Below are 22,459 nucleotides of genomic sequence, written 5' to 3'. Positions count from 1 at the left end.
GCCCGGCGTCGTTCGCGGCGGCACCATCTTCTGCGGCGCAGGCTCCTACACGCCGCTCAGCGTCTCCATCGGCAGCCGGCCGGTGCTGTCGCCCAACTCGTCGATGGCCACGCCCGCCTTGTCGAGCATGCTGACGAGCAGGTTGGTCATCGGCGTCTCGCCTTCGTACTTCAGGTGGCGTCCGCCCTTCAGCGTGCCGGCGCCGCCGCCGGCCAGGATCAACGGCAGATCCAGGTGCGAATGCTGGTCGCCGTCGCTGATGCCGCCGCCGTAGAGGATCATCGACTGGTCGAGCAGCGTGCCGTCGCCGTCCGGCGTCGCCTGCAGCTTCTCGAGGAAGCCCGCGAGCAGGCTCACCTCGTAGGTGTTGATCATGGCGTACTTCTCGAGCCGCTCCGCGTCCATCTGGTGATGCGACATGGCGTGGTGCGGGTCGGGAACGCCGATCTCGGGGAAGCTCTGCGCGGTCTGCTCGCGCCCGATGAGGAACGTGAAAACGCGGGTGATGTCGGCCTGGAAGGCCAGCGCCTGCAGGTCGAACATCAGCCGGGCATGCTCGTCGAACGACTCGGGAATGCCGACCGGCCGCTCCAGCACCTCGGGCAGCGCCGCGTCGGACTGCGCCTCCGAGCGCCGGATGCGGCGTTCGATCTCGCGCACCGCGTCCAGGTACTGCGTCACGCGCGAGCGGTCGGCGGCGCCGAGAGTCCGCTCCAGGCGCGCCATGTCCTCGCGCACGGCGTCGAGGATGCTGCGGTCGTCCTGCAGCCGGGCGACACGCTGCTCCTCGGTGCCGCCCTCGCCGAACAGCCGCTCGAAGACGACGCGCGGGTTGTGCTCCATCGGCAGCGGCGTCGTCGGCGTGCGCCACGAGAACGTGTTCGTGTAGACGCAGCTATAGCCGTTGTCGCAGTTGCCGACGACGAAGCTGTTCTCCAACGCCAGCTCGAGCGACGGCAGCGGCGTCTCCTGTCCGAGCGCGGCGGCGGCGATCTGGTCGGCGGTGGTCCCCGCCTGCACGTCGGCGCCCTCGGTCCGCTTCGGGTGAATGCCGTTCAGCCAGACCGCGCTCGCCCGCGAGTGCTCGCCGTTGCCGTCGCCCCACGCCTCGGCCTGCCGGTGATCCAGGCCGGTCGGGATCACCACGTGGCTGCGCACCTTCTCGAGCGGCTTCAGGCTCCGCGACAGCGACAGCGTCCCGCCGTCGCCGGCCGGCGTCCACTGCGCCATGTTCGCGCCGTTCGGGATGTAGATGAAGCCGAGCCGCGGCGACGGCCGCGCGGCGGTCTTCGCCAGCGCGGTCGCGGCGGGCACCATCGCGTCGAGCAGCGGCAGCGCCAGGGTGGCGCCCATCCCGCGCAGGAAGGTCCGCCGGGGCAGTGACGTTCTGGTGATGATCATGACGGCGATCTCCTCATCTGAAACGGTGCGCTCCGGACGACGCCCTTGACGAGCGATGACAGTCGGTACCCGTCTTCGGCGGCGCCGCGAACGATAGCGCGCACCGCCGGTGCATCGTAATACTCGATGCCCCGCCCGAGGGCGTAGGTCATCAACTTCTCGGTCACGGTCGTGACGAACCGTTCCGGGTGGCGCAGCAGCGCATCCTTGAGACCCGCCGGCCCGTCGAACGGCGTCCCGTCCGGCAGCGCTCCGGTCGCGTCTATCGCGCCGCGCGTCTCGCCGCGGTCGCGCCAGCGGCCGATCGCGTCGAAGTTCTCCAGCGCCAGCCCGAGCGGATCCATCAAGCGGTGACAGCTCGCGCAGACCGGGTTCGCACGGTGCTGCTCCATCGCCTCGCGCATGGACAATGCCTGACCGCCCTCGGCCGTCTCCAGGTCGGGCACGTCCGGCGGCGGCGGCGGCGGCGGCGTCCCGAGGATGTTCTCCAGAACCCACTTGCCGCGGTTCACCGGCGACGTCCGATTGGCGTAGGACGTCACGGTCAGGATGCTGCCGTGGCCGAGCAGGCCGCCCCGTGCGCCGTCCTCCAGCGCCACGCGGCGGAAGTGGCTGCCGCGCACGTTCGGAATGCCGTAATGCCGGGCGAGCCGCTCGTCGACGAAGGTGTAGTCGGCGTTCAGCAGGTCGAGGGCGCTGCGGTCCTCGCGAAGCACGCTGGAGAACAGCAGCTCCGTCTCGCGCCGGAAGCCTTGCCGCAGTCTCTCGCCGAAATCGGGAAACTCGTCCTCGTCCGGCTGCACGGCGGCGGCGTTGCGCAGCGTCAGCCACTGACCTGCGAAGTTGCCGACCAGGGCCTCGGACCGCGGGTCGGCGAGCATGCGCTCGACCTGCGCCTCGAAGACCGCCGGGACGCTCAGCTCCCGGCGTTCAGCCACGTCCAGAAGCTCGTCGTCCGGAATGCTGCTCCAGAGGAAGAACGACAGCCGGGACGCCAGCTCCAGGTCGCTGACCCGGTAGCTCTCGCCGGCCTCGACACCCTCCGGATCGCGCTCGACGCGGAACAGGAACTCGGGGCTGACCAGCAGCCGCCGCAGCGCCATCTCGACGCCGGTGTCGAAGCTGCCTCCTGCGCGTCCCCGCTCGTAGAAGGTCAGAAGCCGCTCGACGTCATCGTCGGCCACGGGCCGGCGGTACGCACGCCGCGCGATTGCCGACAGGATCCCCCGCGCGCACGCGGCTTCTTCTGCCGTGCCCGCTCCCGGCCCGGGACGGCACGTGAAGATGCGGTCGCGGCTCGGCGTCCCTTCGACCGGCCGGGCGCCGCTGGATTCGTACGGCCCGGCAATCGTCAGGCTCTCGACGTAGGGCTGGAAGCGCGAGTCGCCCCCCGAACCCTCGCCGGTGAACGGCCGCAGGTAGAGCTTGCGGATCCCCTCCGGCTCCGCCGACGTCTTGCGCAGGAAGGCGACGCCGACCGCGTGCGGCCCGGCGGTGACCGGCGTGCGCACCTCGAGCGTCTCGATCTGCGGCGTGTAGAGACCGCGCGGATCGTCGGGGTCGGGCGCCTTGCCGACGGTGAGCAGCGCGATCCGCTCGCCGTCGATGGTGACCTCCAGGTCGTGCGGCTCGATGCGCAGCGGTCCGTCCGGAAGAACCTCGAAGACGTACTCCGCGTCTTCGGGAAAGTTGTAGTCGACGACCATGCCGCCGCGGGTGCCGAAAGGCAGCCGATCCATGCGGCGGTCCTGCCCCAGATCGGAAGCAATCCGAAACGTCTCCGCGGTCGGCGAGGGCACCGGCGAGGCGACGGCGAGGCGGCTGATCTTGCGCGCGGCCGACAGATACCGCTCCATCAGGGTCGGCGACACGCCGAGCACGCCGGCGATGTTGTCGAAGCCGTAGCTCGTGTCGTCGGCCGGAAGCAGATCCTGGACATCGACATCGAGGGCGAGCAGGTCACGGACGGCGTTGCGGTACTCGGTCCGGCTGAGCCGGTGGAACGTCTCCGTCCGGCCCGGGTCCAGGCTCGCCGCCGCCGCGGCGTCGAGCTCCCCTTCGAGCCACGTGCGAAAGCCGTCGTAGGCCTCCTGGTCGGGACGCGGGCGGGGGCGGGGCGGCATGGCCCCGGCGCGCAGCTTGCGCACCACCTTCTCCCACGCCTCCGGATGCGCCGCCACGTCGGCGGCGTCGAGCGGATCGAAAGAGAAGCCGCCGGTCTCCAGGCGGTCGTTGTGGCAGGTGACGCAGTAGCGGTCGACGAGCGCCTGACCGTCGACGCCGTCGGCCGCCTGCTGTCCGGCCGCGGGCGCGGCGATCACGGCGGCGGCGAAACCAGCCACCAGCAAAGCGAGCGCGAAACGCGGGACTCTCTGCATCTCTGTGGCCTCGGGCGGGGTCCGGCGGCGCTGGCAGCCCAGGCGCCGGGCGGAAGACACCCCGCAAACGGCGAGAAAGCAGCCTAGTTTGAACGAACGAAACGCAGCGTGTCAATCGGCATCCGGCTGCGGTAGCATTGACGGTCTCGTCTTCCGCGACTCCGCGCCTCGGACGTGCGGCGCCCGTGCAGGACGACGCCGGAGGCCTGTCGCCGACTGGCGGGCGATGCCGGCCCGAGCGCAAGAAAGGACGGCAGATGATGGCCTCTTCACGACGACGGTTCCTGACGACCATCGGCGCGGCAGCAGCCGGAGCGGGAGTCGCTACCGCCGCGCGCGGAACCACCCCGGGCGGAGCCCATCCCGGCAACGCGGTGCCCGGCGGGGCCTTCTCCCCTTCGGAACTCCTCGAACGCCACACACGGCAGACGGCCGCTGCCGGGACGCCAGCGGCCAGGATCGCGCCGGTCGCCGGGCAGTCGGACCGGCCGATGCCTTCGCAGGCCGAGGTGGAGTCGTGGTATCGCGACCTCCGCAACTGGGGGCGCTGGGGCGACGACGACCAGAAGGGCGCGGTCAACCTCATCACGCCGGAAAAGAGCGCCGCGGCGGCCCGTCTGGTCCGCAACGGCCGCAGGGTCTCGATGAGCCGGGTGTTCGAGCCGGAGCAGCACTTCATCCGCAAGAGTCCGCGTCCGAACGGCGCGGGCGTCTGCGTCGACTATCTCGGCTTCATCTACCACGGTCAGACCGTCACGCACATCGACGCCCTCTGTCACATGTGGGACGTCGACGGGATGTGGCAGGGCCACGACCCGGACACCGGGGTGACCACGCAGGGCGCCGCCTGGGGCGCCATCGACGCCTGGAGCGACGGCATCGTCACGAAGGGCGTCCTGCTCGACGTGCCGCGCCACCGCGGCGAGCCGCACGTCACGCCGGACCGGCCGGTGCAGGGTTGGGAGCTGGAAGCGATCGCCGAGGCGCACGGGGTGACCGTGGAGCCCGGCGACGCGCTGCTCGTCTACAGCGGCAAGGATGCCTACGTACGCGCCGGCGGCGAGTACGGCGGCGGCGACCGCCCCGGTCTCAGCGCCACCTGCGCGAAGTTCGTACGCGACCACGACGTCGCGCTCCTCGGCTGGGACATGATGGACGCGCGTCCCGACCCCTACAACCTCGCGTTCCCGATGCATGGCGTGCTGTTCAACTTCGGCGTCGCGCTGCTCGACAACGCGCTGCTCGAGCCGCTGGCCGCCGCGTGCGCCGAGGAGGGCCGCTACGAGTTCATGTTCATGGGGCTGCCGCTGAACGTCGCCCGCGGCACCGGAAGCCCCGTGAACCCGATCGCGATGTTCTAGACTCGGAAGACCTGATCAGGCTCGCGTTCTTTCCGTAGTGTCACGCGACCTCCAGCGAGCCAGTCGGACACACGGACCAGGAAAGGAAGGCAAACATGAAACGCGTGATCGCCGCTACCGTCGGCGTCGGCATAGCCGTAGTCGGCATCGTCCTCACCCACGGCGACAGCCAGGAGCTCGTCGCGGCCCAGGCCGCGCAGGCCGCCGCGTGCGACCGCGTGATGGCCCTTTCGCTGCCCAACACCACCATCACCGGCGCGGAGCTGGTCGGGGCGGGCGGGTTCACCCCGCCGGGCGGCGGGCGCCCCGCGCAGATGGCTGTCTACGCCGGTCTGCCGGCCTTCTGCCGCGTGTCGGCCACGCTGACGCCGTCCGACGACTCGGACATCAAGGTCGAGGTCTGGCTGCCGGCCGAGGGCTGGAACGGCAAGTACCAGGCGGTGGGCAACGGCGCGTTCACCGGCTCCATCCGCCACGGCAACATGGCCGCGGCGGTCGCGCTCGGCTACGCCAGCAGCTCCACCGACACCGGCCACGTCGGCAACACGGCCAGCTTCGGCCTCGGCCACCCCGAGAAGGTCATCGACTTCGGCTACCGCTCGATCCACGAGATGACCGTCGTCTCCAAGGCCGCCATCGAGGCGCACTACAACGAGGCGCCGCGCTACTCCTACTGGAACGGCTGCTCGGCCGGCGGACGGCAGGCGATGAAGGCGGCGCAGCGCTTCCCGGAGGTCTTCGACGGCATCATCGCCGGCGCGCCGGGCCTCGACTGGACCGGCCGCGCGGGAGGCTCGCTCCGCGTGGCGAAGCCGCTGGAAGCCGACGAGTCGATGCGGCTCCTCGCTGCCGACCGGCAGCTCGTGCACGACGCGGTGCTCGCCGCCTGCGACGCCAGTGACGGCGTCGAGGACGGCGTGGTGGGCGACCCCGAGCGCTGCGACTTCGATCCGGGCACGCTGCTCTGCGAGGACGCCGGCGACGAGTCGTGTCTGTCCGCGGCCCAGGTCAGCACGGTACGGATGCTCTACTCGTCCCCCGAAAACCCGAAGACGGGGCGTCCCATTACCGGTCTGCTCCCGGGCAGCGAGCTCGGCTGGACCGACTTCGGCTGGACCAACTCCGCACGGTCGACCGGGGTCGAGCAGTTCCGCTATCTCACGTTCGCCGATCCGGAGTGGACCGTCGACCAGTTCAACTTCGAGACGGACATCGTGCTCGCCGAGGATCGGGACAACGACACCCTCAACGCGCTCGACCCGAACCTGAAGCCGTTCTTCGAGAGCGGCGGCAAGCTCCTCTCCTACCACGGCTGGAGCGACCCGCAGATCTCGCCGGCCAACGTGACGCAGTACTACAACCGCGTCATCGATACGGTCGGCAGCCGCAACGAGGTCCACGACTCGTTCCGCCTCTTCATGGCGCCGGGCATGGGCCACTGCGGCGGCGGCGCCGGGCCGAGCCGCTTCGACATGCTGGCCGCGCTCGAGCGCTGGGTCGAGGAGGGCGAGGCGCCCGACCAGATCGTCGCTTCCCGCGTGCGGGACGGCGAGGTGGATCGAACCCGGCCGCTCTGCCCGTATCCGGCACAGGCGGTCTACACCGGCAGCGGCAATACGGACGAGGCGGAGAACTTCGCCTGCCGCATGCCGTCCGGCGACTAGACTAGTCCTTCGGAGGGATGGACGCTCCCGCCCCGGGCGACCGGGGCGGGAGCACGTCGCGCTGGTTGAGCCACGGAATCGAGAAGAGCCGCGGCATCGGGCAGGCAATGGCGGCGAAGGCAAGCGCTCACTCGTTCCGATCGTCGAGGAACCGCTTCAGGGCGCCCGGCCTCTTCCCCAATGGCGCGCGTGGCGCCTTCGGCTGACCGGAATGCACGATGATTCCCTTCCGTTCGAGCGCGCGTAGTACGCCCTTGATACGGCATCGGCATGACAGCCCTCACGCATCAAGACTTCGGCCGCGCTCAACGACTCGGACGCGCGTCGCCACTCGGCGACCACCATCTGCCGCTTCACAACACGGCCACCGCATCGCGTTCCACCGCTTCGTGAAACGCCGATCCGCCGCTTCACCACCCATCGCATGATGATAGCGAAGGCAGCGTAGCCAGCGAAGGCAGGCGACGGTTGGCTCGTGGGGTCCGGCGGTGACCCCGGTCAGCGCACGTCGGGGACAACCGGGTCGTCGATGGTCCAGTCCGAGATGGTGTTGTCGGCGCCGGTGGCGCTGGACGGGTCGGCGCCCAGCTCCAGGAGCAGCACCTCCATCTCGGCCCAGCGCTTGCCGGTGTTGGAGTAGAAGACGCCCTTGGCGATGCGGTACGGCGTCCAGCCCTTCTCGTTGGTCGCCTCGATGTCGGCGCCCCGGTCGAGCAGAAAGCGGACCAGCGGCTCGGAGCCGCGGATGATGGCGCCGTGCAGCGCGGTGTCGCCGTTGTCGTCGATGGTCGTGACGTCCCCGCCGAGATCCAGCGCGTACTGGACGGCTTCGAGCGCCTCCTCGTTGGTGCCGGGGCTCTCCCCCACCGCCCAGATGCCGACCCCGGCCGCCACCATCAGCGGCGTGGTGCCGTCCTCGTTGGGCAGCAGCGGATCGGCGCCCAGCTCGACGAGCACGCGCATCATCTCGACGTCGGCCGCCTTCGCGGCCAGCAGGAACGGCGTGGAGCCGATGCGGTTCAGGACGTTCCGGTAGCGGTTCTGCGGCTCCTTCGTCATCCGGGCGTCGAGATCCGCGCCGTGCTCGGCCAGCTTGCGGATGAACTCCAGGTCGGACATCGAGCCGGTCACGATCGGCGGCGGGTTGTTGAAGCCGAGGTTCGGCCGGCGCGTCCACTTGACTTCGTGGAGCGCGGTCCAGCCCTGGTCGTCCGCGTCCGGATCGGCGCCGGCGTCCAGGAGATACGCGCCCAGCTCGTAGTGGCCGTTCTTGGTCGCCAGGACCAGCGCGCTGGTCCCGTCGAAGAGCGTCTCCTCCGGGCTCGCGCCAGCCTCCACGAGCAGCCGCGTCATGGCGCGATAGCCGGCCCGCACCGCGAACATCAGCGGGCTGAAGCCGCCGGTGGAACGCTGGTGAACGTTGGCCCCGCCGGCGAGAAGCGCCTCCGCGGCGGCCAGGTTGTTCTCGGCCGACGCCCACATCAGCGCCGTCTGCCCGCGCCAGCCTTCCGCGCGGTTCGGGTCGGCCCCACGATCGAGAAGCAGCCGCACGGCGTCGGCCCGACCGGTCCGGGACACGGTCATCAGGGCGGTCTCGCCCTCCGGGCTCGCCGCGTCGGGGTCCGCACCGGCGTCCAGCAGCAGCTCGATGAAGGCAACGCTGCCGTTCTCGGCGGCCAGCGCCAGCGGCGTCGCGTCGAAGCGATTGGCGGCCTCGACCCCGGCGCCTGCCCCGATCAGCGCCTGCGCCGTACCGACGTCGTCGCTCAGCGCCGCCCAGTGCAGCGCCGTCGTGCCGTCGCCGTCAGTCGTGTCTACGTCGACGCCGTTCGTTATCAGCGTCCGGGCGCGCTCGACGTTGCCCGCGCGCACCGCCTCGATCAGCGGCAGGTCGACCGCCGCGGCGACCACGCCCGTCCCGGCAATGAACGCTACCGTGGCCGCAACCGCGATCGCCACGCTCGCACGGCGCCGTAATGCTGCACTCGTCATGACCGCCTCGACTGCCGCCCCTACACGTCCGTCAGCGCCGTCAGCCGCCCGGTGCTGTCGCCGAGCTGCTCGGCCGGCACGCCCGCCTTGTAGAGCATGCTGATGAGCAGGTTGGTCATCGGCGTGTCCTTCGGGTACTGCAGGTGCCGTCCGCCCCGCATCCCGGCCGCCTTGCCGCCCACCGTCAGCACCGGCAGGTCGTAGTGCAGGTGATCGTTGCTGTCGCCGAGGCCGGCCCCGTAGAGCACCATCGAGCTGTCGAGCAGCGTGTTGTCGCCGTCCGGCGCGTCCTGCAGCCGCCCGAGCAGATAGGTGAACAGCTCCACGTGGTGGCGGTTGATCTTCGACAGCTTGGCCAGCTTCTCCGGATCGTTGCGGTGGTGCGACAGCCCGTGGTGCGGATCGGGCACGCCGATCTGCGGGTAGGGGCGGCCGCCGAGCTCGCGGCCCACCATGAAGGTGAAGACCCGCGTGATGTCGGCCTGGAACGACAGCGAGATCAGGTCGTACATCAGCTTGACGTGGTCCTCGTAGGAATCCGGGATGCCGGCGGGCCGGTCCAGATCGTCCGGCAGCGCGGCATCGGCGCCCTGCGCCTCCGACAACTGGATCCGCCGCTCCACCGCACGCACCGCGTCGAGATACTGGTCGAGCCGCTGCCGGTCGGCGCTCCCGAGGTCGCGCTCCAGGTACGCAAGGTCGTCGGTGACCGAATCGAGGATGCTGCGATCCTTGCGCAGCTCCGCCAGCCGCTCGTCGCGCGTACCGCCGTCGCCGAAGAGCCGCTCGAAGACGACGCGCGGATTGTTCTCCATCGGCAGCGGCGTCGTGGCGGTCCGCCACGCCACCGTGTTCATGTAGACGCAGCTATAGCCGTTCTCGCAGTTGCCCACCAGGAAGTCGAGGTCGATGGCGAGCTCCAGCGACGGCAGCGGCGTGTCGCCGCCAATGCTGGCCGCGGCCACCTGGTCGGCGGTTATCCCGGCCCGCACGTCGGCGCCCTCGGTGTGCTTCGGATGCACCCCGTTCAGCCAGACCGAGCTGGCCCGCGAGTGCTCGCCGTTGCCGTCGCCGAGCGGCTCGGCCTGCCCGTGGGCGAGGCGCGAGTAGACCAGCGTCTGATCGTGGAAGGGCGCCAGCGGGCTCAGCGTCGGCGACAGCTTCAGGTCGCTCCCCGCGCCCTTCGGCGTCCACGTCTGCAGCACCGCCCCGTTGGGCAGGTAGATGAAGCCGAGGCGCTTGACCGGCGCGGCGGCGGTCTTCGAGATCGCCGACAGCGCCGGCACCATCGCGTCGAGGAGCGGCAGCGCCACGGTGGCGCCGAGCCCGCGGAGGAACGTGCGGCGCGGCAGCGCCATCTTCGTGATGATCATGATGCGGATCTCCTCATCTGGAAGGGCACGCTCTCGACGATGCCCAGAATGATCGACGAGAACCGGGAGTCGTCCCGTTCGGCGTCGCGGACGATGGCGCGAATGGCCGGCGAGTCGTAGTGCTCGACGCCCCGGCCGAGCGCATAGGTCAGCAGCTTCTCGGTAAGCGTCGTCACGAACAGGTCGGGCCGCTGCAGGAGCGCGTCGCGCAGACCGGCCGCCCCCTCGAACACGGTGCCGTCGGGCAGGATGCCGGAGGCGTCTATCGGCGCGTTGGCCTCGTTGTGCGTCCGGTACTTGCCGACCGCGTCGAACTGCTCGAGCGCGAAGCCGGGCGGGTCCATCAGCCGGTGGCAGCTCGAGCAGACCGGGTTGCCGCGGTGCTGCTCCATCGCCTCGCGCATCGAGAGCGGCCGGCCCTCGCCGGTCGTCTCCTCGAGCGACGGAACGTCGGGCGGCGGCAGCGGCGGCGGCGTGCCCAACAGGTTCTCCAGCACCCATTTACCCCGCAGCACCGGCGACGTGCGGGTCGGATACGCGGTGGCGGCCAGGATGCTCCCGTGGCCGAGCAACCCGCGGCGCGTGGCGTCCGGCAGCGCGACGCGGCGGAAATGGCTGCCGTAGACGTTCGGGATGTCGTAGTGCCGCGCCAGCCGCTCGTTGACGAAGGTGTAGTCGGCGGTCAGCAGATCGAGGACGCTCCGGTCCTCGCGCAGCACGCTCTCGACGAACAGCTCGGTCTCGCGCCGCATCGACCGCCGCAACGCCTCGCCGAAATCGGGAAAGCGGTTCTCGTCCGGGGTCAGGGCCGGGACGTTGCGCAGATAGAGCCACTGACCCGCGAAGTTCTCGACCAGCGCCGAGGCGCGCTCGTCGGCGAGCATGCGCCGGACCTGCCCCTCGAGCACCGCCGGCTCGTGCAGCCGGCCGGACACCGCCACGTCGAGCAGCTCGTCGTCGGGGATGCTGCTCCACAGGAAGAACGACAGCCGCGACGCCAGCTCCAGGTCGGTCAATCGGTAGTTCGTGCCCGGCGCGGCAGCGGCCGGGTCGCGCACCACGCGGAACAGGAACTCGGGACCGGCCAGCAGCCGCCGCAGCGCCAGCTCGATGCCGCCCTCGAATCCGCCGTCCCGCAGGCCGTCGTCGTAGAACGCCAGCAACACGTCGAGATCGCGCCCGGTAACCGGGCGGCGGTAGGCGCGCCGGGCCAGCGTCGACAGGATGTCGCTCGCGCACTCCCGCGCGCCGGCCGCGTCGCCCGTCTCGGGACGACAGGTGAAGATACGCGCGCGGCTGGGCGTCTCGACGGCCGGCGGGGCCCCGCTCGCCTCGTACGGCCCGGTGACGACGACGCTCTCCAGGTACGGCTGGTAGCGCGTGTCGCCACCGGTGGTGTTCGTGTACGGCCGCAGGTACGGCTGCCGCAGCGTCTCGGGGTAGGCGGCAGTCTTCTGGCGGAACGCCACGCGCAACGTCCGGGGACCGGCCGGCACCGGCACGCGCAGCACCCAGTTGTCGTCGACGCGCCGCTGCCGGGTACGCCACTCGAGGTACTCGGGACTGTTTCGGGGCGCGCCCGCCGGCGCCGGCTCGCCGACCGTGAACGTCTGCAGGTGCTCGCCGTCCAGGCTGACGTCCAGCTCGTGCCGGTCGGTGAACGGCGCCAGGTTGTCGGCGGTGTCGCGGCTCAGCCGCACCCGGATCCGGTACTCCGCGTCCACCGGGAAGTTGTAGGGAATCGCCATCCCGCCGCGGGTACCGAACGGCAGGCCCGCGAGCCGGGCGTCCTGCGCGTCGTCGGCCGAGCGGCGAAACGTCAGCGCGGTGGGCGGCAGATCGGGACTGCCGACGGCCAGCCGGCTCACCTTCTTCGCGGCCGAGAGATAGCGATCCAGAAGCGTCGGCGAGACGCCGAGAACACCGGCGATGTTGTCGAAGCCGTAGCTGCCGTCGTCGGCCGGCAGCAACTCCGCCACGTCGACGTCGAGGGCCAGCAGGTCGCGGACGACGCTGCGGTACTCGGCGCGGTTGAGGCGGTGGAATGCTTCGGTGCGCCCGGGGTTCGGATCGGCCTCGGCAACCGCGTCCAGCTCGCTCTCGAGCCGCGCGATGAACCGGGCATAGGTCGCCTCGTCCGGCCGCGGCCGCGGCGCCGGCGGCATGGCCCCCGCCCGCAGCTTGCGGACGACCTTCTCCCACAGAGCGGGATCAGCCGCCACGTCGGTGACGTCCGCCGTGTCGAGCTCCAGCCCCGCGGTCTGCAGGCGATCGTTGTGGCAGGCGACGCAGTACCGGTCGAGGAGCGCCCGCTCCGGCGTGGCGTTCGCCGACGCCGCCTGGCCGGCGCTCACCGTTCCGGTGGTCGCCACCAGCATCACGAGCACGACGCCGGCCCGCAACAGAAGAACACTGCGCTTCGTCATGAACGGCACCCTCGTCCGTCGAGGCGGCAGGACACTGTACCCAACCGTAAACGCGCATTATTGCCCGGCCGCGGCAATTGCACAACACCGATTTACCGTCAGCGGGACCGCTCGCCGAGGAGCGCTTCCAGCTCGGCCGCCCGCGCTTCGGCGGCCGCGGCGCGCGTCTCGGCGGCCGCAACGCGGGTTGCGGCGGCTGCGGCGCGGGTCTCGGCCGCGAGGCGGCCCTCGGCTTCCTCGTCGTGACTTCGCAAGTCGTCACCGGTCGCCGGGTCCCTGAAGCGCATCTCCCGCTCCGGCGCCGCCCGGAGCTCCAGGCCCAATGTCTCGCTGCGCAGCGTCAGCGTACCGTCGATCGCCGTCGCCACGGGTTGACGAACGTAGCCGGACCGAGTCAACCGCTCGCCCTGCAGACGCGCGGGCAGAAACTCCCCCGACGGGTCGTACTGCCAGTACTCGCGCACCCCGAGGCGGGCATACACCGACCGCTTGCGCCCGAGGTCGTCGCGCCACGTGCTCGGCGAGGCAACCTCCAGCACGAAGTCCGGCGCGTGCCTTTCCTCCCACAACTTGTAGTTCGGCCGCCGGCGCTTCTCCACGCCGAACACCACGAAGACGTCCGGGGCGATCGACACCCGCGGATTGCCTTCCTCGTAGTAGATCAGCAGGTCTCCCGACACGTACACGTCCCGGCGGTCCCTGAAATGGCGGCTCAGCGCACCGATCCCGTACATGATCGCGCTGCGCTGGGCGTCGTTCTCCGCCATCGGCTTGCCGTCCGAACTCGGGTACTCGATAGGAGCGACGGCGGGCGCAGGTCGGATCATCGCGAGGTTTCCTCGGGGCGGCGCAAAGGGGCGCGCGACCTTCCCCACGCTACCACACGCCGCGGCGCCGCCACCACGTCGAGGTGTCGCAGGGAAACCAAAGCACGTGTCGTGCCAACCGCCAGCAACACGACGGCCCATAACCACCACGCAAGCGAAGCCGCTGACCACCTGCGCTTCAGGACGCAAACGCCGGAAGAGCGCCGGTTACAGTCTGGTCGGCCATCGCTGCCGGCCCTTGAAGACCCCCAGGATTTCGAGGCGGTCATCGCGGACGCGATACGGCACCAGGTAAGGGGTTTCCGACACCACGAGCTCGCGCGTGCCCGGCAGTCGCCCTGGTCTTCCCAGCCCCGGGTGCTCCGCGAGGAGATCCACGCTGGAGAGGATGGCGAGAGCGGTCTCCCGTGCCGCATTTGGCCGGTCCCTGGCGATGAGCGCGCGGAGCTGCGACAAGTGACGAACGGCCCGGGCGGACCAGACGATGGTCACGAGCCCGGCGGCTCTCGCTCATCCGGAGCGCCCCACGATCGCAGCCACTCCGCCACGGCGTCGTGATCGACCGTACGCCGCTGTTCGAGGTCGTCCAGCCCGGCGGCAGTCTCGTCGAGCTGCCAGCTCTCGGCCTCCACATACGAGGCGATGGCCTCCGCGGCGAGGAAGGACTTCGACCGTCGCGACCGCTTTGCAAGGGCCTCGAGCCGGCCCTTCGTGTCTTCGTCGATGCGCAGCGAGAGCGTCGTGCTCATGACAGAATCCCTGTGTGACGTTGTATACAAGCTAACACACCGTGGGTCCGGAGTGGCTGACAGAGGGCCCGTACATGAGAGAGCGGGCCTGAACAGGCCCGCTCGAATGCATGCCGACGGCGGGTCGCTCTCCCGGCTCAGCCCGAGCACGAGCCGCGGCGGCCCTGGCCGCGAACCAGCCTGCCCTCCGCGTCGATGCACATCAGATCCTGCGGCGACTGGTCGTTGTTGTTCTTGGCGTCCAGCCTGGCCCCGTGCTCGATCAGAAGGTCGACGACCGCCTGGTACCCGAGCCGCACCGCCGCGTGCAGCGCGGTGTTCCCGTCGGGATCCGTCGCGTTGACGTCGCCGCCCAGATCGAGCGCGATCCGGGTCGCCTCGAGTGTCGAGTGCTCACCGGCCTGCACCAGCAGCAGCGCCGCGTCGACGCCGATGCCCTGGCCGCGGCGGTTGCTCGCTCTCGTCGCCCACCCCTGGCCGGCGGCCGCCATCAGCGGGGTTATCCCGTTGTCCGGCATCAGCAACGGATCGGCGCCGCAGTCGGCCAGCGCGCGCATGATGTCGACCTCGGCGTACTTGGCGGCGAGCCAGAACGGCGTCGCCCCGGCCAATTGTGCGGACAGGCTGTAGAAGTTGAGGTTGCGCTGCTGCAGGCTGCCGTTCGTGAGGCGCGCGTTCGGATCCGCGTCGTGCGCGCACAGCGCCTTCACCAGCTCCGCATCGCCCCGCGACACCGCCGTATGCAGGGCGGTGTAGCCCGCGTCGGCAGCCATCGCGTCGGCGCCGCGCTCGAGGAGCAACGCCGCCACCTTGCCCTGGTCGCTGAAGCTGGCCAGCACCAGCGCGGACTCGCCGTTCGGGGCCTTCACGTTCACGTCCGCCCCCGCGTCGAGCAGGAGCCGGGCGTTGTCGACGCGGCCGTTCCGCGCCGCGAACATCAGCGGCGTGGACCCGCGCTGCGGTTGCAGCACGAAGTCCTCGAAGGGGTTTCCGACGCCCAGGTTGACGGGCAGCAGATGGGTGTCCGACCGGGCGTCCACGTCGGCGCCGCGGGCCAGCAGCACCCGCACCGCGTCCGGGTTCTCCTGGGTCGCGGCCCACATCAGCGCCGTCTGCCCGTGGGACGCTTCCCGGGCGTCGACCTTCGCGCCGTGGTCGAGCAGCGCCTCCAGCGCCTCGGCGGTGCCGGTCTTCGCGCACGTCATGAGCGCCGTCTCGCCCATCTCGGTCGCCGCGTTCGGATCGGCTCCCGCGTCGAGGAGCTTGCCGACCACCACGGCGTTGCGGTTGGTGCAGGCCAGCAGGAGCGGCGTCACGCCGTAGTCGTTGGCGGCGTTCGCGTCGGCGCCGGCGCCGAGCAGCGCCTCGACCACCTCACTGTCGTCGCGCACCACCGCCCAGTGCAGCGCCGTCGCCCCGTCACCCTCGGCGGCATTGACGTCGACCTTGTCCGCCAGCAACGCGCGCACGGCCTCGTGGTCCTGGTCCTGGATCGCCTCGATCAGCCGGAGGTCGGCGTTCCCCGCCGCGACGACCGCGACCCCGAGCCACGCCACCGCCGCCACGGCCATCCACTTGCTGCTCAGCCGCATGCCGAACCTCCCTCCGTCCCGCATCTTCCGTACGCGCCAGCCCGCCCATGGCGGGGCCTCCGACACGAGAGGCGCCGCCATGCCGACGGCGCCCCTTCAGGCGCGTTGGGAGTCTCGCTGCCGCGAAACCCCTCAGCGCAGCTCCTGACGGACCGCCCTTACGGGTGTGTTGGAAGTCTCGCCGGCGCGAAACTTCCAACGCCGCAAGCTCCTAGGTCAGCCCGGAGAGCTCGTGGATCTGGTCCGTGCTCCCGCTGAAGCTCTCAGCCGGGACGCCCAGCTTGCGCAGCATCGTGTACTGCAGATCGGTCAGCGGCGTGTGCTCGGGACAGACCACGTGGCGTCCGCCCTTGATCTCGCCGCAACCGCCGCCGACGACCAGGATCGGCAGGTTCTCGGTCGTGTGCCGGTTCGAGTTCCGCAACGCCCCGCCGTACATGATCATGGCGTGGTCCAGCAACGACCCCTCGCCGTCCGGGGTCTCCCGCATCTTGACCAGGAACTCGCTGAACAGCTTCATGTGATACGCGTTGATCTTCCCCAGCTTCTCGATCTTCTCCGGGATGTCCCGGTGGTGGCTGAGGGGGTGGTGCGGCTCGGTGACCCCGATCTGCGGATAGGTCGCGCCGCTCTCCTCGCGGGCCATCATCATCGAGATCACGCGCGTCATGTCGGTCTGATAGGCCAGCACCATCAGGTCGAACATCAGCCGCACGTGCTCTTCGTAGGACACCGGAATCCCGGCCGGGGACGACACTTCCGGCAACTGCCGGTCGGCCTGCTGCTCGGCGAGCTGGATGCGCCGCTCGATGCCGCGGACGGCCTCCAGGTACTCGTCGAGCTTCTGCACGTCGTACGGCGCCAAGCCCACCTTGAGGTCGGCGGCCTTGTCCATCACCCGGTCGAGAATGCTCTTCTGCCGCTTCACGTTCGCCCGGCGCGCATCGGCGCTCGTGTTCCCCACGTCGCCGAACAGGCGCTCGAAGACGAGGCGCGGGTTCGTCTCGCGCGGCATCGGCGTCGTGCGGTTGGCCCACGAGTTGTTCAGGTAGGCGCAACTGAAGCCGCCGTCGCAGGTGGCCACCCCGTAGACGGTGTCGCCCCCCTCGATCGACAGCTCCAGCGAGGGAAGCTGCGTCTCGCGCCCCACGCCCGGCGCATTGGCCGCGACCTGGTCCATCGAGATGCCCAGCTCGAGCTGCGCCCCGGTGGTGCGCTTCGGACGCGCGCCGGTCAGCAACGCGGACGCCGCCTGGGAATGGGTCGTGCCGCGGCCCCGCTCCGCCCCCACGCTGTCGAGGTTCGTCATCACCAGCAGGTGCTCGCGCACCGGCGCCAGCGGCTTCAGGGTCGGGGTCCACTCGAACTCGGCCCCCGCCTTCAACGGCTGCCAGAACTCCACGGGCGCGCCGTTCGGGATGGTGACGACGCCGAGGCGTCTGGCCGGGGCCGCCGCCGTCTTGCTCAGTGCCGTCAGCGCCGGCACCATTCCGTCGAGGAGCGGCAGCGCCAGCGCCGCTCCAACGCCACGCAGCACGGTACGACGCGGGATCACCGTCTTGGTCACGATCATCAGCCTACCCTCCTCGTCTGAAACGGTGCGCTCTTCACGATTGCGAGAACCAGGGCCGACCAGCGGGTCTCGTCCGCCGCGGCCTCCCGCAGGATCCGTCGAACCGCGGGCATGTCGGCCGCTTCCAGCCGGCGCCCCACGGCATACGTCAGCAGTCTCTCGGTCGCCGTCGAGAGGAACTCGCCCTGGGTCGCCAGGATGTGCCGGAAGCCGCTCGCCCCCTCGAATGCGCTGCCGTCCGGCGCCACGCCCGACGAGTCGATGCGCGGTCCCACCTCGCCCGGCACCCCGGTGTCCTCGGTGGTGCGCCAGCGCCCGATCGCGTCGAAGTTCTCCAGCGAGAACCCCAGCGGATCCATGTTGCGGTGGCACGTGGCGCAGGCCGGGTTTCTCCGGTGGACCTCCATCAGCTCGCGCACCGACGTCGGCGGCGCCCCCTCCTCGCGGGTCCCCAGGTCGGGCACATCGGCGGGCGGCTCCGCCGGCGGCGCCCCGAGCAGGTTCTCCAGCACCCACTTGCCGCGCGACACCGGTGATGTGCGGTTCGCGTAGGACGTCAGCGTCAGGATGCCCGCCTGGCCCAGGATGCCCGCGCGCCGGTCGTCGGCCCACGTCACCCGCCGGAAGTGGTTCCCGTGGATGTCGGGGATCCCGTAGTGCTCGGCCAGGCGCTCGTTCACGAAGGTGTAGTCGGCCGTCACCAGCTCCGTCAGCGGGCGATCCTCGCGAAGCTGCGACTCCAGGAACAGTTGCGTCTCCCGCTGCATGGCGACCCGCAGGTTCTCGTCGAACTCGGGGAACGCGGTCGGGTCCGGCAACGCGTTGCGCAACAGGTTGAGCCCGAGCCACTGCGCGGCGAAGCTCTCGGCCAGCGCGCTCCGCGCGCGGGGCTGGGCCAGCATCCGGCGCACCTGCCGCTCCAGCACGTCCGGCTCCGACAGCCTCCCCTCGACGGCCAGGTCGAGCAGCTCATTGTCCGGGATGCTCCCCCAGAGGAAGAACGACAGCCGCGAGGCGAGCTCCAGGTCGCCGATCGGATAGGCGATCCCCGGTTCGGCGTCCACCGGCGCGCGCTCGGTGCGGAACACGAACTCGGGGTCCGTCAGCAGGAACTCGAGCGCCGCCTGGATCCCACTCTCGAAGCCGCCCTCACGCCGTCCCGCTTCGTAGAAGCTCATCAGCGCCGTGACGTCCCTATCCGTCACCGGGCGCCGGTAGGCGCGGCGCGCCAGATCGCCGAGGATCTCCTCCGCGCAGCCTGCCTCCGCACCGGGGTTCTCCGGGCGGCACGAGAAGATCCTGCCGCGGCTCGTGGTCTCTGTCGGCCGGTTGCCGTTGAACGGCCCGGTGACGGTCAGCCTGGCCACGTCCGGATTGCCGTCCTGCCGGTCGTTGGTGCTCCAGCCGAACGTCGCCGGGCTCGGCCGCGGCTGCAGGACGCCTTCATCCAGCGCCGGCCGCCGCAGGAACGACACGCCGACCAGCCGCGTCCCGGCCTTCACCGGCATTCGGAACCGCAGGTACTCGTCCGCGTGGACGGAATACGCGCCCCACTCCGGGAAGCCGCCGCTGCCGGAGCCGCAGTAGCTCCACGCGCAGCGCTCGCCCTCGAACGACCCGCCGACCAGGAACGTCTTGGCGAGGGCCTTGTCGATCCGCAGATCGAGCCGGTGGCGCGCGTTCCCGAGGCCGCGGATGTAGTTGTAGAAGTTGCGGTGCAGATCGACCTTGAACTCGTACTCCCCGTCGAGCGGGAAATAGTGCTCCGCCGACACGCCGCCGCGCGACCCGAACGGCAGATCGTCGCTGGTGCGGTCGTCCTGCACCTCGAGCTGCGCCACCGGATAGGACTGGGACCGCGAGCTCAGCGCCGGGTCGCCCACCGCGAGCTGGCTGATCCGCCGCGCCGCGGTCAGGTAGCGCTCCATCAGCGTCGTCGAGACCGTCAGGACCTCCGCGTTGTTGTCGAAGCCCTCGGCGTCGGCGTCGTCCGGCGGCAGCAGCTCCTCGATGTCCACGTCGAGCCCGATCAGGTCGCGCACCGCGTTGCGGTACTCGGAGCGGTTGAGGCGGTGCACCGTCATCGGCCGCCCCAGCGGGGGACTGGCGGCCGCGGTGCGGTCGAGCTCCGTCTCCAGCCAGCTAACCAGGCTGCGCATCGCGGCTTCGTCCGGCCGCCGCGCCGTCGGCGGCGGCATCATGCCGCTGCGCACCTTCCGCAGTACCCGTTCCCAGTCGTCGGCGTGGGCGCCGAGATCGTCCGTGTCGAGCCCCTGCAGCGATATCGGCACCGTGCCGCGCTCGAAGCCGCGGTCGCTGTGGCAGGCGAGGCAGTACTGATTCACGAAGGCGCGCGCCGATGCCCCGTCGGACACGGCCTGGGCATGGCTCGCGGGGGGTGCCAGGGCGCCCAGCGCCACCACGACCGCCGCTGCGGTCGCCACCTTGAACAGCCACGACATGGTCACCACCCTCCCCTCCTCAAGAGCGTGCCGGACGAACGAGGCATATGACGGACGACCGGGGGCGAGGCTCCGACGCGAACGGACGGAGAGATGCAGGCCGGCGAGATCGCGGACGCCGTGTCTTCCGACCCGCTTCGCGAGGCGACGAAGGCGAAAGAAACACGAACCTGGACTTGTGTCAGCTTTAAACCCGCAACCTACGCCGAGCCGCGGCAATTGTCAACCGTGCGGCCCGAGTTGGCCCCACGCGGGGGCCCGACTCTCCGCTCAGGACGCGGCCAGAAGGGTGTGCTCGAAATCCGGAATGCGGGAAAAATCGCGGTCGAAGGTCAGCAGGTGCCCGTTGCACTCCACCGTTGCAGCTGCGATCCACACGTCGTTGATGGGGATGGGAGTACCCGCTCGGCGCAGGGCCGCAAAGATCCTCGCATAGTGCCGAACCGTCGTGACGGTCACATCGAGCACGTTGACGAAAGGTTCTTCGAGAAACTCGGCCAGAACGCGTCGGTTCTCGATTGCGCGCCGGCCCAGCTCGAACCCGGCATCGAGCTCCCCGAGCACGGTCACCGGCACGACAACCACACGTGCCGCAGCCATCCGCTCGAGCACTTCGGCATGCCCGCCGCGGAGACGAGAGTACGCGCTGGTGTCCAGGACGATCTTCGCGCCGCCTGTCATTCCCAGGACCGTGCGTCGATGACTCGCTGGGTTCGCAACGCGGCATCGAACTCTTCCAGATCGTCGGCCGTCCAGCCCGCATAGCGACGCAGGCGTTCACGGCGTGCGTTCAACCCGACGGCGTCGCGCAACAGGCGCAACACCGTACTGTTCACGCTGTCACCCCGTTCTTCACTGATCGCTCGCAGCCGTCTCGAGAGCTCGGGATCGACGTTGCGAAGCGTCAATTGAGTGGAAGGCATGACATGGCGACTCTACCTGCATGCATGCATGCCGTCAACCGCTGAAAGCTGTCCGCGAGCGGACAGCACCGGACTGGAGCCTCACGCGCCGGCTTCCTCGATTCCATCCATCGGCGGGCCGACCGTCTCGCGAAGAGGAATCTCCTGCAGGAACCAGGAGAGAGCGAAGCCGAGCACCAGAATCGGCACGGCCGAGAGGAACACCGCCTGGAGGGCGACCTCGACCGATCCGGTCACCGCCGCGGCGGTGTCGGCGGGCAAGGCCCGGATTGCGGCGGGGCTGTTCAGCAGCTCGGAGACCTGGCCGCCGACCGACGCGAACGCCTCCGGGGACAGCCGCGCCGGCAGCTCGGACCCGATGCGCGCGTTCATGATCGCCCCGAAGAAGGCCACGCCGAACGACCCGCCCATCGATCGGAAGAACTGCGCCGACGCGGTGGCGATGCCCAGGTCCCGGTGCTCGGCCGCGTTCTGCACGGCGAGCAGCGACACCTGCATGACCATGCCGACCCCGAAGCCCAGCAGCACCATGAACGCCGAGACCACCAGATGAGGACTCTCGGCGTGCAGGCGGCTCAGGAGGAACATGCCCGCGACCGCGCAGGCGCTGCCGACGATCGGGTAGATGCGGTAGCGCCCGGTCTGAACCGTCAGCCGGCCGGACCCCACGGAGCCGACGAGGACTCCGGCCGTCAACGGCAGCAGCAGCAGGCCGGAGTTGGTGGCCGACAGCCCGGCGACGACCTGCAGGTACAGAGGCAGGAAGACGACGGCCCCGAACAGCGCGCAGCCGATGAGGAGTCCAAGACCCGACCCGGTCGAGAAGATGCGGTTGCGAAACAGCCGCAACGGCAGCAGCGGATGCTCGACGTACGCCTCCCAGCGGATGAACAGACCGACCAGGAGCACGCCGGCGGCGGTCAGCCCGGCGGCCGCCGGATCCCGCGCCTGCGCCACGCCTTCCTGCACGTTCACGAGGGCCAGCAGCAGCAGGCTGACCCCGGCCGTCAACAGCGCCGCGCCGGCAAAGTCGATCCGCGCCGGCCGATGGACCGGCGGGAGCCGCAACACGGCCCAGATCACCGCGAGCGCCGCGCCCCCCACCGGCAGGTTGATGAGGAACACCCAGCGCCAGGTCGTATGGTCGACGATGAAACCGCCCAGCAAGGGTCCGATGACGCTGGCGAACATCCACACGCCGGCCAGGTAGCCGATGTAGCGGCCGCGCTGCCGGGGCGAGACGATGTCCCCGATCACGGCGAACGTCAGGCCCATCACCCCGCCGGCGCCGACGCCCTGCACGCCGCGCGCCAGCACCAGCGTCAGCATGTCGGGCGCAAGCCCCGCGAGGATCGATCCGACCAGGAAGATCAGGATGGCGGCCTGGAACGTGATGCGCCGCCCGTAGATGTCGCTGAGCTTGCCGTAGAGCGGGGTGCAGACCGTCGTGCACAGCAGGTAGGCGGTCACCACCCACGAGTAGTAGTCGAGCCCGCCGAGCTCGCCGACGATCGTCGGGAGCGCCGTGGCGACGATGGTCTGATCGAGCGCCGCGAGAAAGAGCCCGGCCATCAGGCCGGAGAGGATGATGACGACCTGCCGGTGCGTGAACGGCTCGGGCGCAGGCGCCGGCGTCACCGGGGACGGTCCATGGTCATCGACAGGGAGGCCGCCGGGAAGGGTGGAAAGGAAGACCGGGGACCGAAGCCTCAGCTCCGGCGCCCGGCCCGGTGTTCGA

Annotated in this window: 16 protein-coding genes; 2 read left to right on the top strand and 14 right to left on the bottom strand. The window is 70.3% G+C overall.

Annotated elements, in window-relative coordinates; genetic code table 11:
- Window positions 1-45 precede the first annotated feature (45 nt).
- Window positions 46-1,401, bottom strand: a complete 1,356-nt coding sequence (locus F4X11_12480) for a DUF1552 domain-containing protein (GenBank protein MYN65826.1) — start codon at window positions 1,399-1,401, stop codon at window positions 46-48.
- Complete coding sequence (locus tag F4X11_12475; GenBank protein ID MYN65825.1) at window positions 1,398-3,779, bottom strand: DUF1592 domain-containing protein; 2,382 nt, start codon at window positions 3,777-3,779, stop codon at window positions 1,398-1,400. Before F4X11_12475 ends, F4X11_12480 begins: the two co-directional genes overlap by 4 nt.
- Before the next feature lie 257 nt (window positions 3,780-4,036).
- On the opposite strand from F4X11_12475, the gene F4X11_12470 reads away from it, so the two are divergent.
- Together F4X11_12470 and F4X11_12465 are read left to right on the top strand one after the other, a co-directional pair.
- The gene (locus F4X11_12470; protein ID MYN65824.1) at window positions 4,037-5,140 is read left to right on the top strand and encodes a cyclase family protein; all 1,104 of its coding nucleotides are present in this window, start codon (window positions 4,037-4,039) and stop codon (window positions 5,138-5,140) included.
- Between the two features lie 95 nt (window positions 5,141-5,235).
- A complete protein-coding gene (locus F4X11_12465; protein ID MYN65823.1) occupies window positions 5,236-6,804 on the top strand; it encodes a tannase/feruloyl esterase family alpha/beta hydrolase in 1,569 nt (522 codons plus the stop codon).
- Between the two features lie 498 nt (window positions 6,805-7,302).
- Here the strand turns inward: F4X11_12465 and F4X11_12460 are convergent, their stop codons facing one another.
- The 12 genes from F4X11_12460 to F4X11_12405 all read right to left on the bottom strand — a co-directional run bounded on the left by F4X11_12460 (window position 7,303) and on the right by F4X11_12405 (window position 22,359).
- On the bottom strand, window positions 7,303-8,796 hold the full coding sequence (locus tag F4X11_12460; protein ID MYN65822.1) for an ankyrin repeat domain-containing protein: 1,494 nt from the start codon (window positions 8,794-8,796) through the stop codon (window positions 7,303-7,305).
- A gap of 20 nt (window positions 8,797-8,816) precedes the next feature.
- Complete coding sequence (locus F4X11_12455; GenBank protein MYN65821.1) at window positions 8,817-10,169, bottom strand: DUF1552 domain-containing protein; 1,353 nt, start codon at window positions 10,167-10,169, stop codon at window positions 8,817-8,819.
- Window positions 10,166-12,595 carry a DUF1592 domain-containing protein gene (locus tag F4X11_12450; GenBank protein ID MYN65820.1) on the bottom strand — a complete coding sequence of 810 codons (2,430 nt, stop codon included), beginning with the start codon at window positions 12,593-12,595 and terminating at the stop codon, window positions 10,166-10,168. The genes F4X11_12455 and F4X11_12450 overlap by 4 nt, the downstream gene beginning before the upstream one ends.
- Window positions 12,596-12,693: 98 nt before the next feature.
- Window positions 12,694-13,362 (bottom strand): Uma2 family endonuclease, encoded by a 669-nt coding sequence (locus F4X11_12445; protein MYN65819.1) that lies wholly within the window; start codon window positions 13,360-13,362, stop codon window positions 12,694-12,696.
- 267 nt (window positions 13,363-13,629) lie between these two features.
- Window positions 13,630-13,914, bottom strand: a complete 285-nt coding sequence (locus tag F4X11_12440; protein MYN65818.1) for a type II toxin-antitoxin system RelE/ParE family toxin — start codon at window positions 13,912-13,914, stop codon at window positions 13,630-13,632.
- Window positions 13,911-14,171, bottom strand: a complete 261-nt coding sequence (locus F4X11_12435) for a ribbon-helix-helix protein, CopG family (protein MYN65817.1) — start codon at window positions 14,169-14,171, stop codon at window positions 13,911-13,913. The genes F4X11_12440 and F4X11_12435 overlap by 4 nt, the downstream gene beginning before the upstream one ends.
- A gap of 137 nt (window positions 14,172-14,308) precedes the next feature.
- Entirely contained in the window at window positions 14,309-15,844 is a 1,536-nt protein-coding gene (locus F4X11_12430) for an ankyrin repeat domain-containing protein (protein MYN65816.1), read from the bottom strand.
- Window positions 15,845-15,974: 130 nt separating this feature from the next.
- On the bottom strand, window positions 15,975-17,336 hold the full coding sequence (locus tag F4X11_12425; GenBank protein MYN65815.1) for a DUF1552 domain-containing protein: 1,362 nt from the start codon (window positions 17,334-17,336) through the stop codon (window positions 15,975-15,977).
- Window positions 17,336-19,804, bottom strand: a complete 2,469-nt coding sequence (locus F4X11_12420) for a DUF1592 domain-containing protein (protein ID MYN65814.1) — start codon at window positions 19,802-19,804, stop codon at window positions 17,336-17,338. Before F4X11_12420 ends, F4X11_12425 begins: the two co-directional genes overlap by 1 nt.
- A gap of 264 nt (window positions 19,805-20,068) precedes the next feature.
- Window positions 20,069-20,479 carry a type II toxin-antitoxin system VapC family toxin gene (locus F4X11_12415; protein ID MYN65813.1) on the bottom strand — a complete coding sequence of 137 codons (411 nt, stop codon included), beginning with the start codon at window positions 20,477-20,479 and terminating at the stop codon, window positions 20,069-20,071.
- The gene (locus F4X11_12410; protein ID MYN65812.1) at window positions 20,476-20,721 is read right to left on the bottom strand and encodes a hypothetical protein; all 246 of its coding nucleotides are present in this window, start codon (window positions 20,719-20,721) and stop codon (window positions 20,476-20,478) included. Before F4X11_12410 ends, F4X11_12415 begins: the two co-directional genes overlap by 4 nt.
- 81 nt (window positions 20,722-20,802) lie before the next feature.
- The gene (locus F4X11_12405) at window positions 20,803-22,359 is read right to left on the bottom strand and encodes an MFS transporter (GenBank protein ID MYN65811.1); all 1,557 of its coding nucleotides are present in this window, start codon (window positions 22,357-22,359) and stop codon (window positions 20,803-20,805) included.
- Window positions 22,360-22,459 lie beyond the last annotated feature (100 nt).

The sequence above is a fragment of the Acidobacteriota bacterium genome (genome assembly GCA_009861545.1).
Lineage (GTDB): Bacteria > Acidobacteriota > Vicinamibacteria > Vicinamibacterales > UBA8438 > WTFV01.
Note: the sequence above shows the minus strand (reverse complement) of the source record. Positions and strands in the feature narration are given on the sequence as shown.

Excerpts from the sequence above, each read along its gene's own strand:
- F4X11_12480 (MYN65826.1), bottom strand. The coding sequence starts at position 1,401 with ATGATCATCACCAGAACGTCACTGCCCCGGCGGACCTTCCTGCGCGGG.
- F4X11_12475 (MYN65825.1), bottom strand. The coding sequence starts at position 3,779 with ATGCAGAGAGTCCCGCGTTTCGCGCTCGCTTTGCTGGTGGCTGGTTTC.
- F4X11_12470 (MYN65824.1), top strand. The coding sequence starts at position 4,037 with ATGATGGCCTCTTCACGACGACGGTTCCTGACGACCATCGGCGCGGCA.
- F4X11_12465 (MYN65823.1), top strand. The coding sequence starts at position 5,236 with ATGAAACGCGTGATCGCCGCTACCGTCGGCGTCGGCATAGCCGTAGTC.
- F4X11_12460 (MYN65822.1), bottom strand. The coding sequence starts at position 8,796 with ATGACGAGTGCAGCATTACGGCGCCGTGCGAGCGTGGCGATCGCGGTT.
- F4X11_12455 (MYN65821.1), bottom strand. The coding sequence starts at position 10,169 with ATGATCATCACGAAGATGGCGCTGCCGCGCCGCACGTTCCTCCGCGGG.
- F4X11_12450 (MYN65820.1), bottom strand. The coding sequence starts at position 12,595 with ATGACGAAGCGCAGTGTTCTTCTGTTGCGGGCCGGCGTCGTGCTCGTG.
- F4X11_12445 (MYN65819.1), bottom strand. The coding sequence starts at position 13,362 with ATGGCGGAGAACGACGCCCAGCGCAGCGCGATCATGTACGGGATCGGT.
- F4X11_12435 (MYN65817.1), bottom strand. The coding sequence starts at position 14,171 with ATGAGCACGACGCTCTCGCTGCGCATCGACGAAGACACGAAGGGCCGG.
- F4X11_12430 (MYN65816.1), bottom strand. The coding sequence starts at position 15,844 with ATGGCGGCGCCTCTCGTGTCGGAGGCCCCGCCATGGGCGGGCTGGCGC.
- F4X11_12425 (MYN65815.1), bottom strand. The coding sequence starts at position 17,336 with ATGATCGTGACCAAGACGGTGATCCCGCGTCGTACCGTGCTGCGTGGC.
- F4X11_12415 (MYN65813.1), bottom strand. The coding sequence starts at position 20,479 with ATGACAGGCGGCGCGAAGATCGTCCTGGACACCAGCGCGTACTCTCGT.
- F4X11_12410 (MYN65812.1), bottom strand. The coding sequence starts at position 20,721 with ATGCCTTCCACTCAATTGACGCTTCGCAACGTCGATCCCGAGCTCTCG.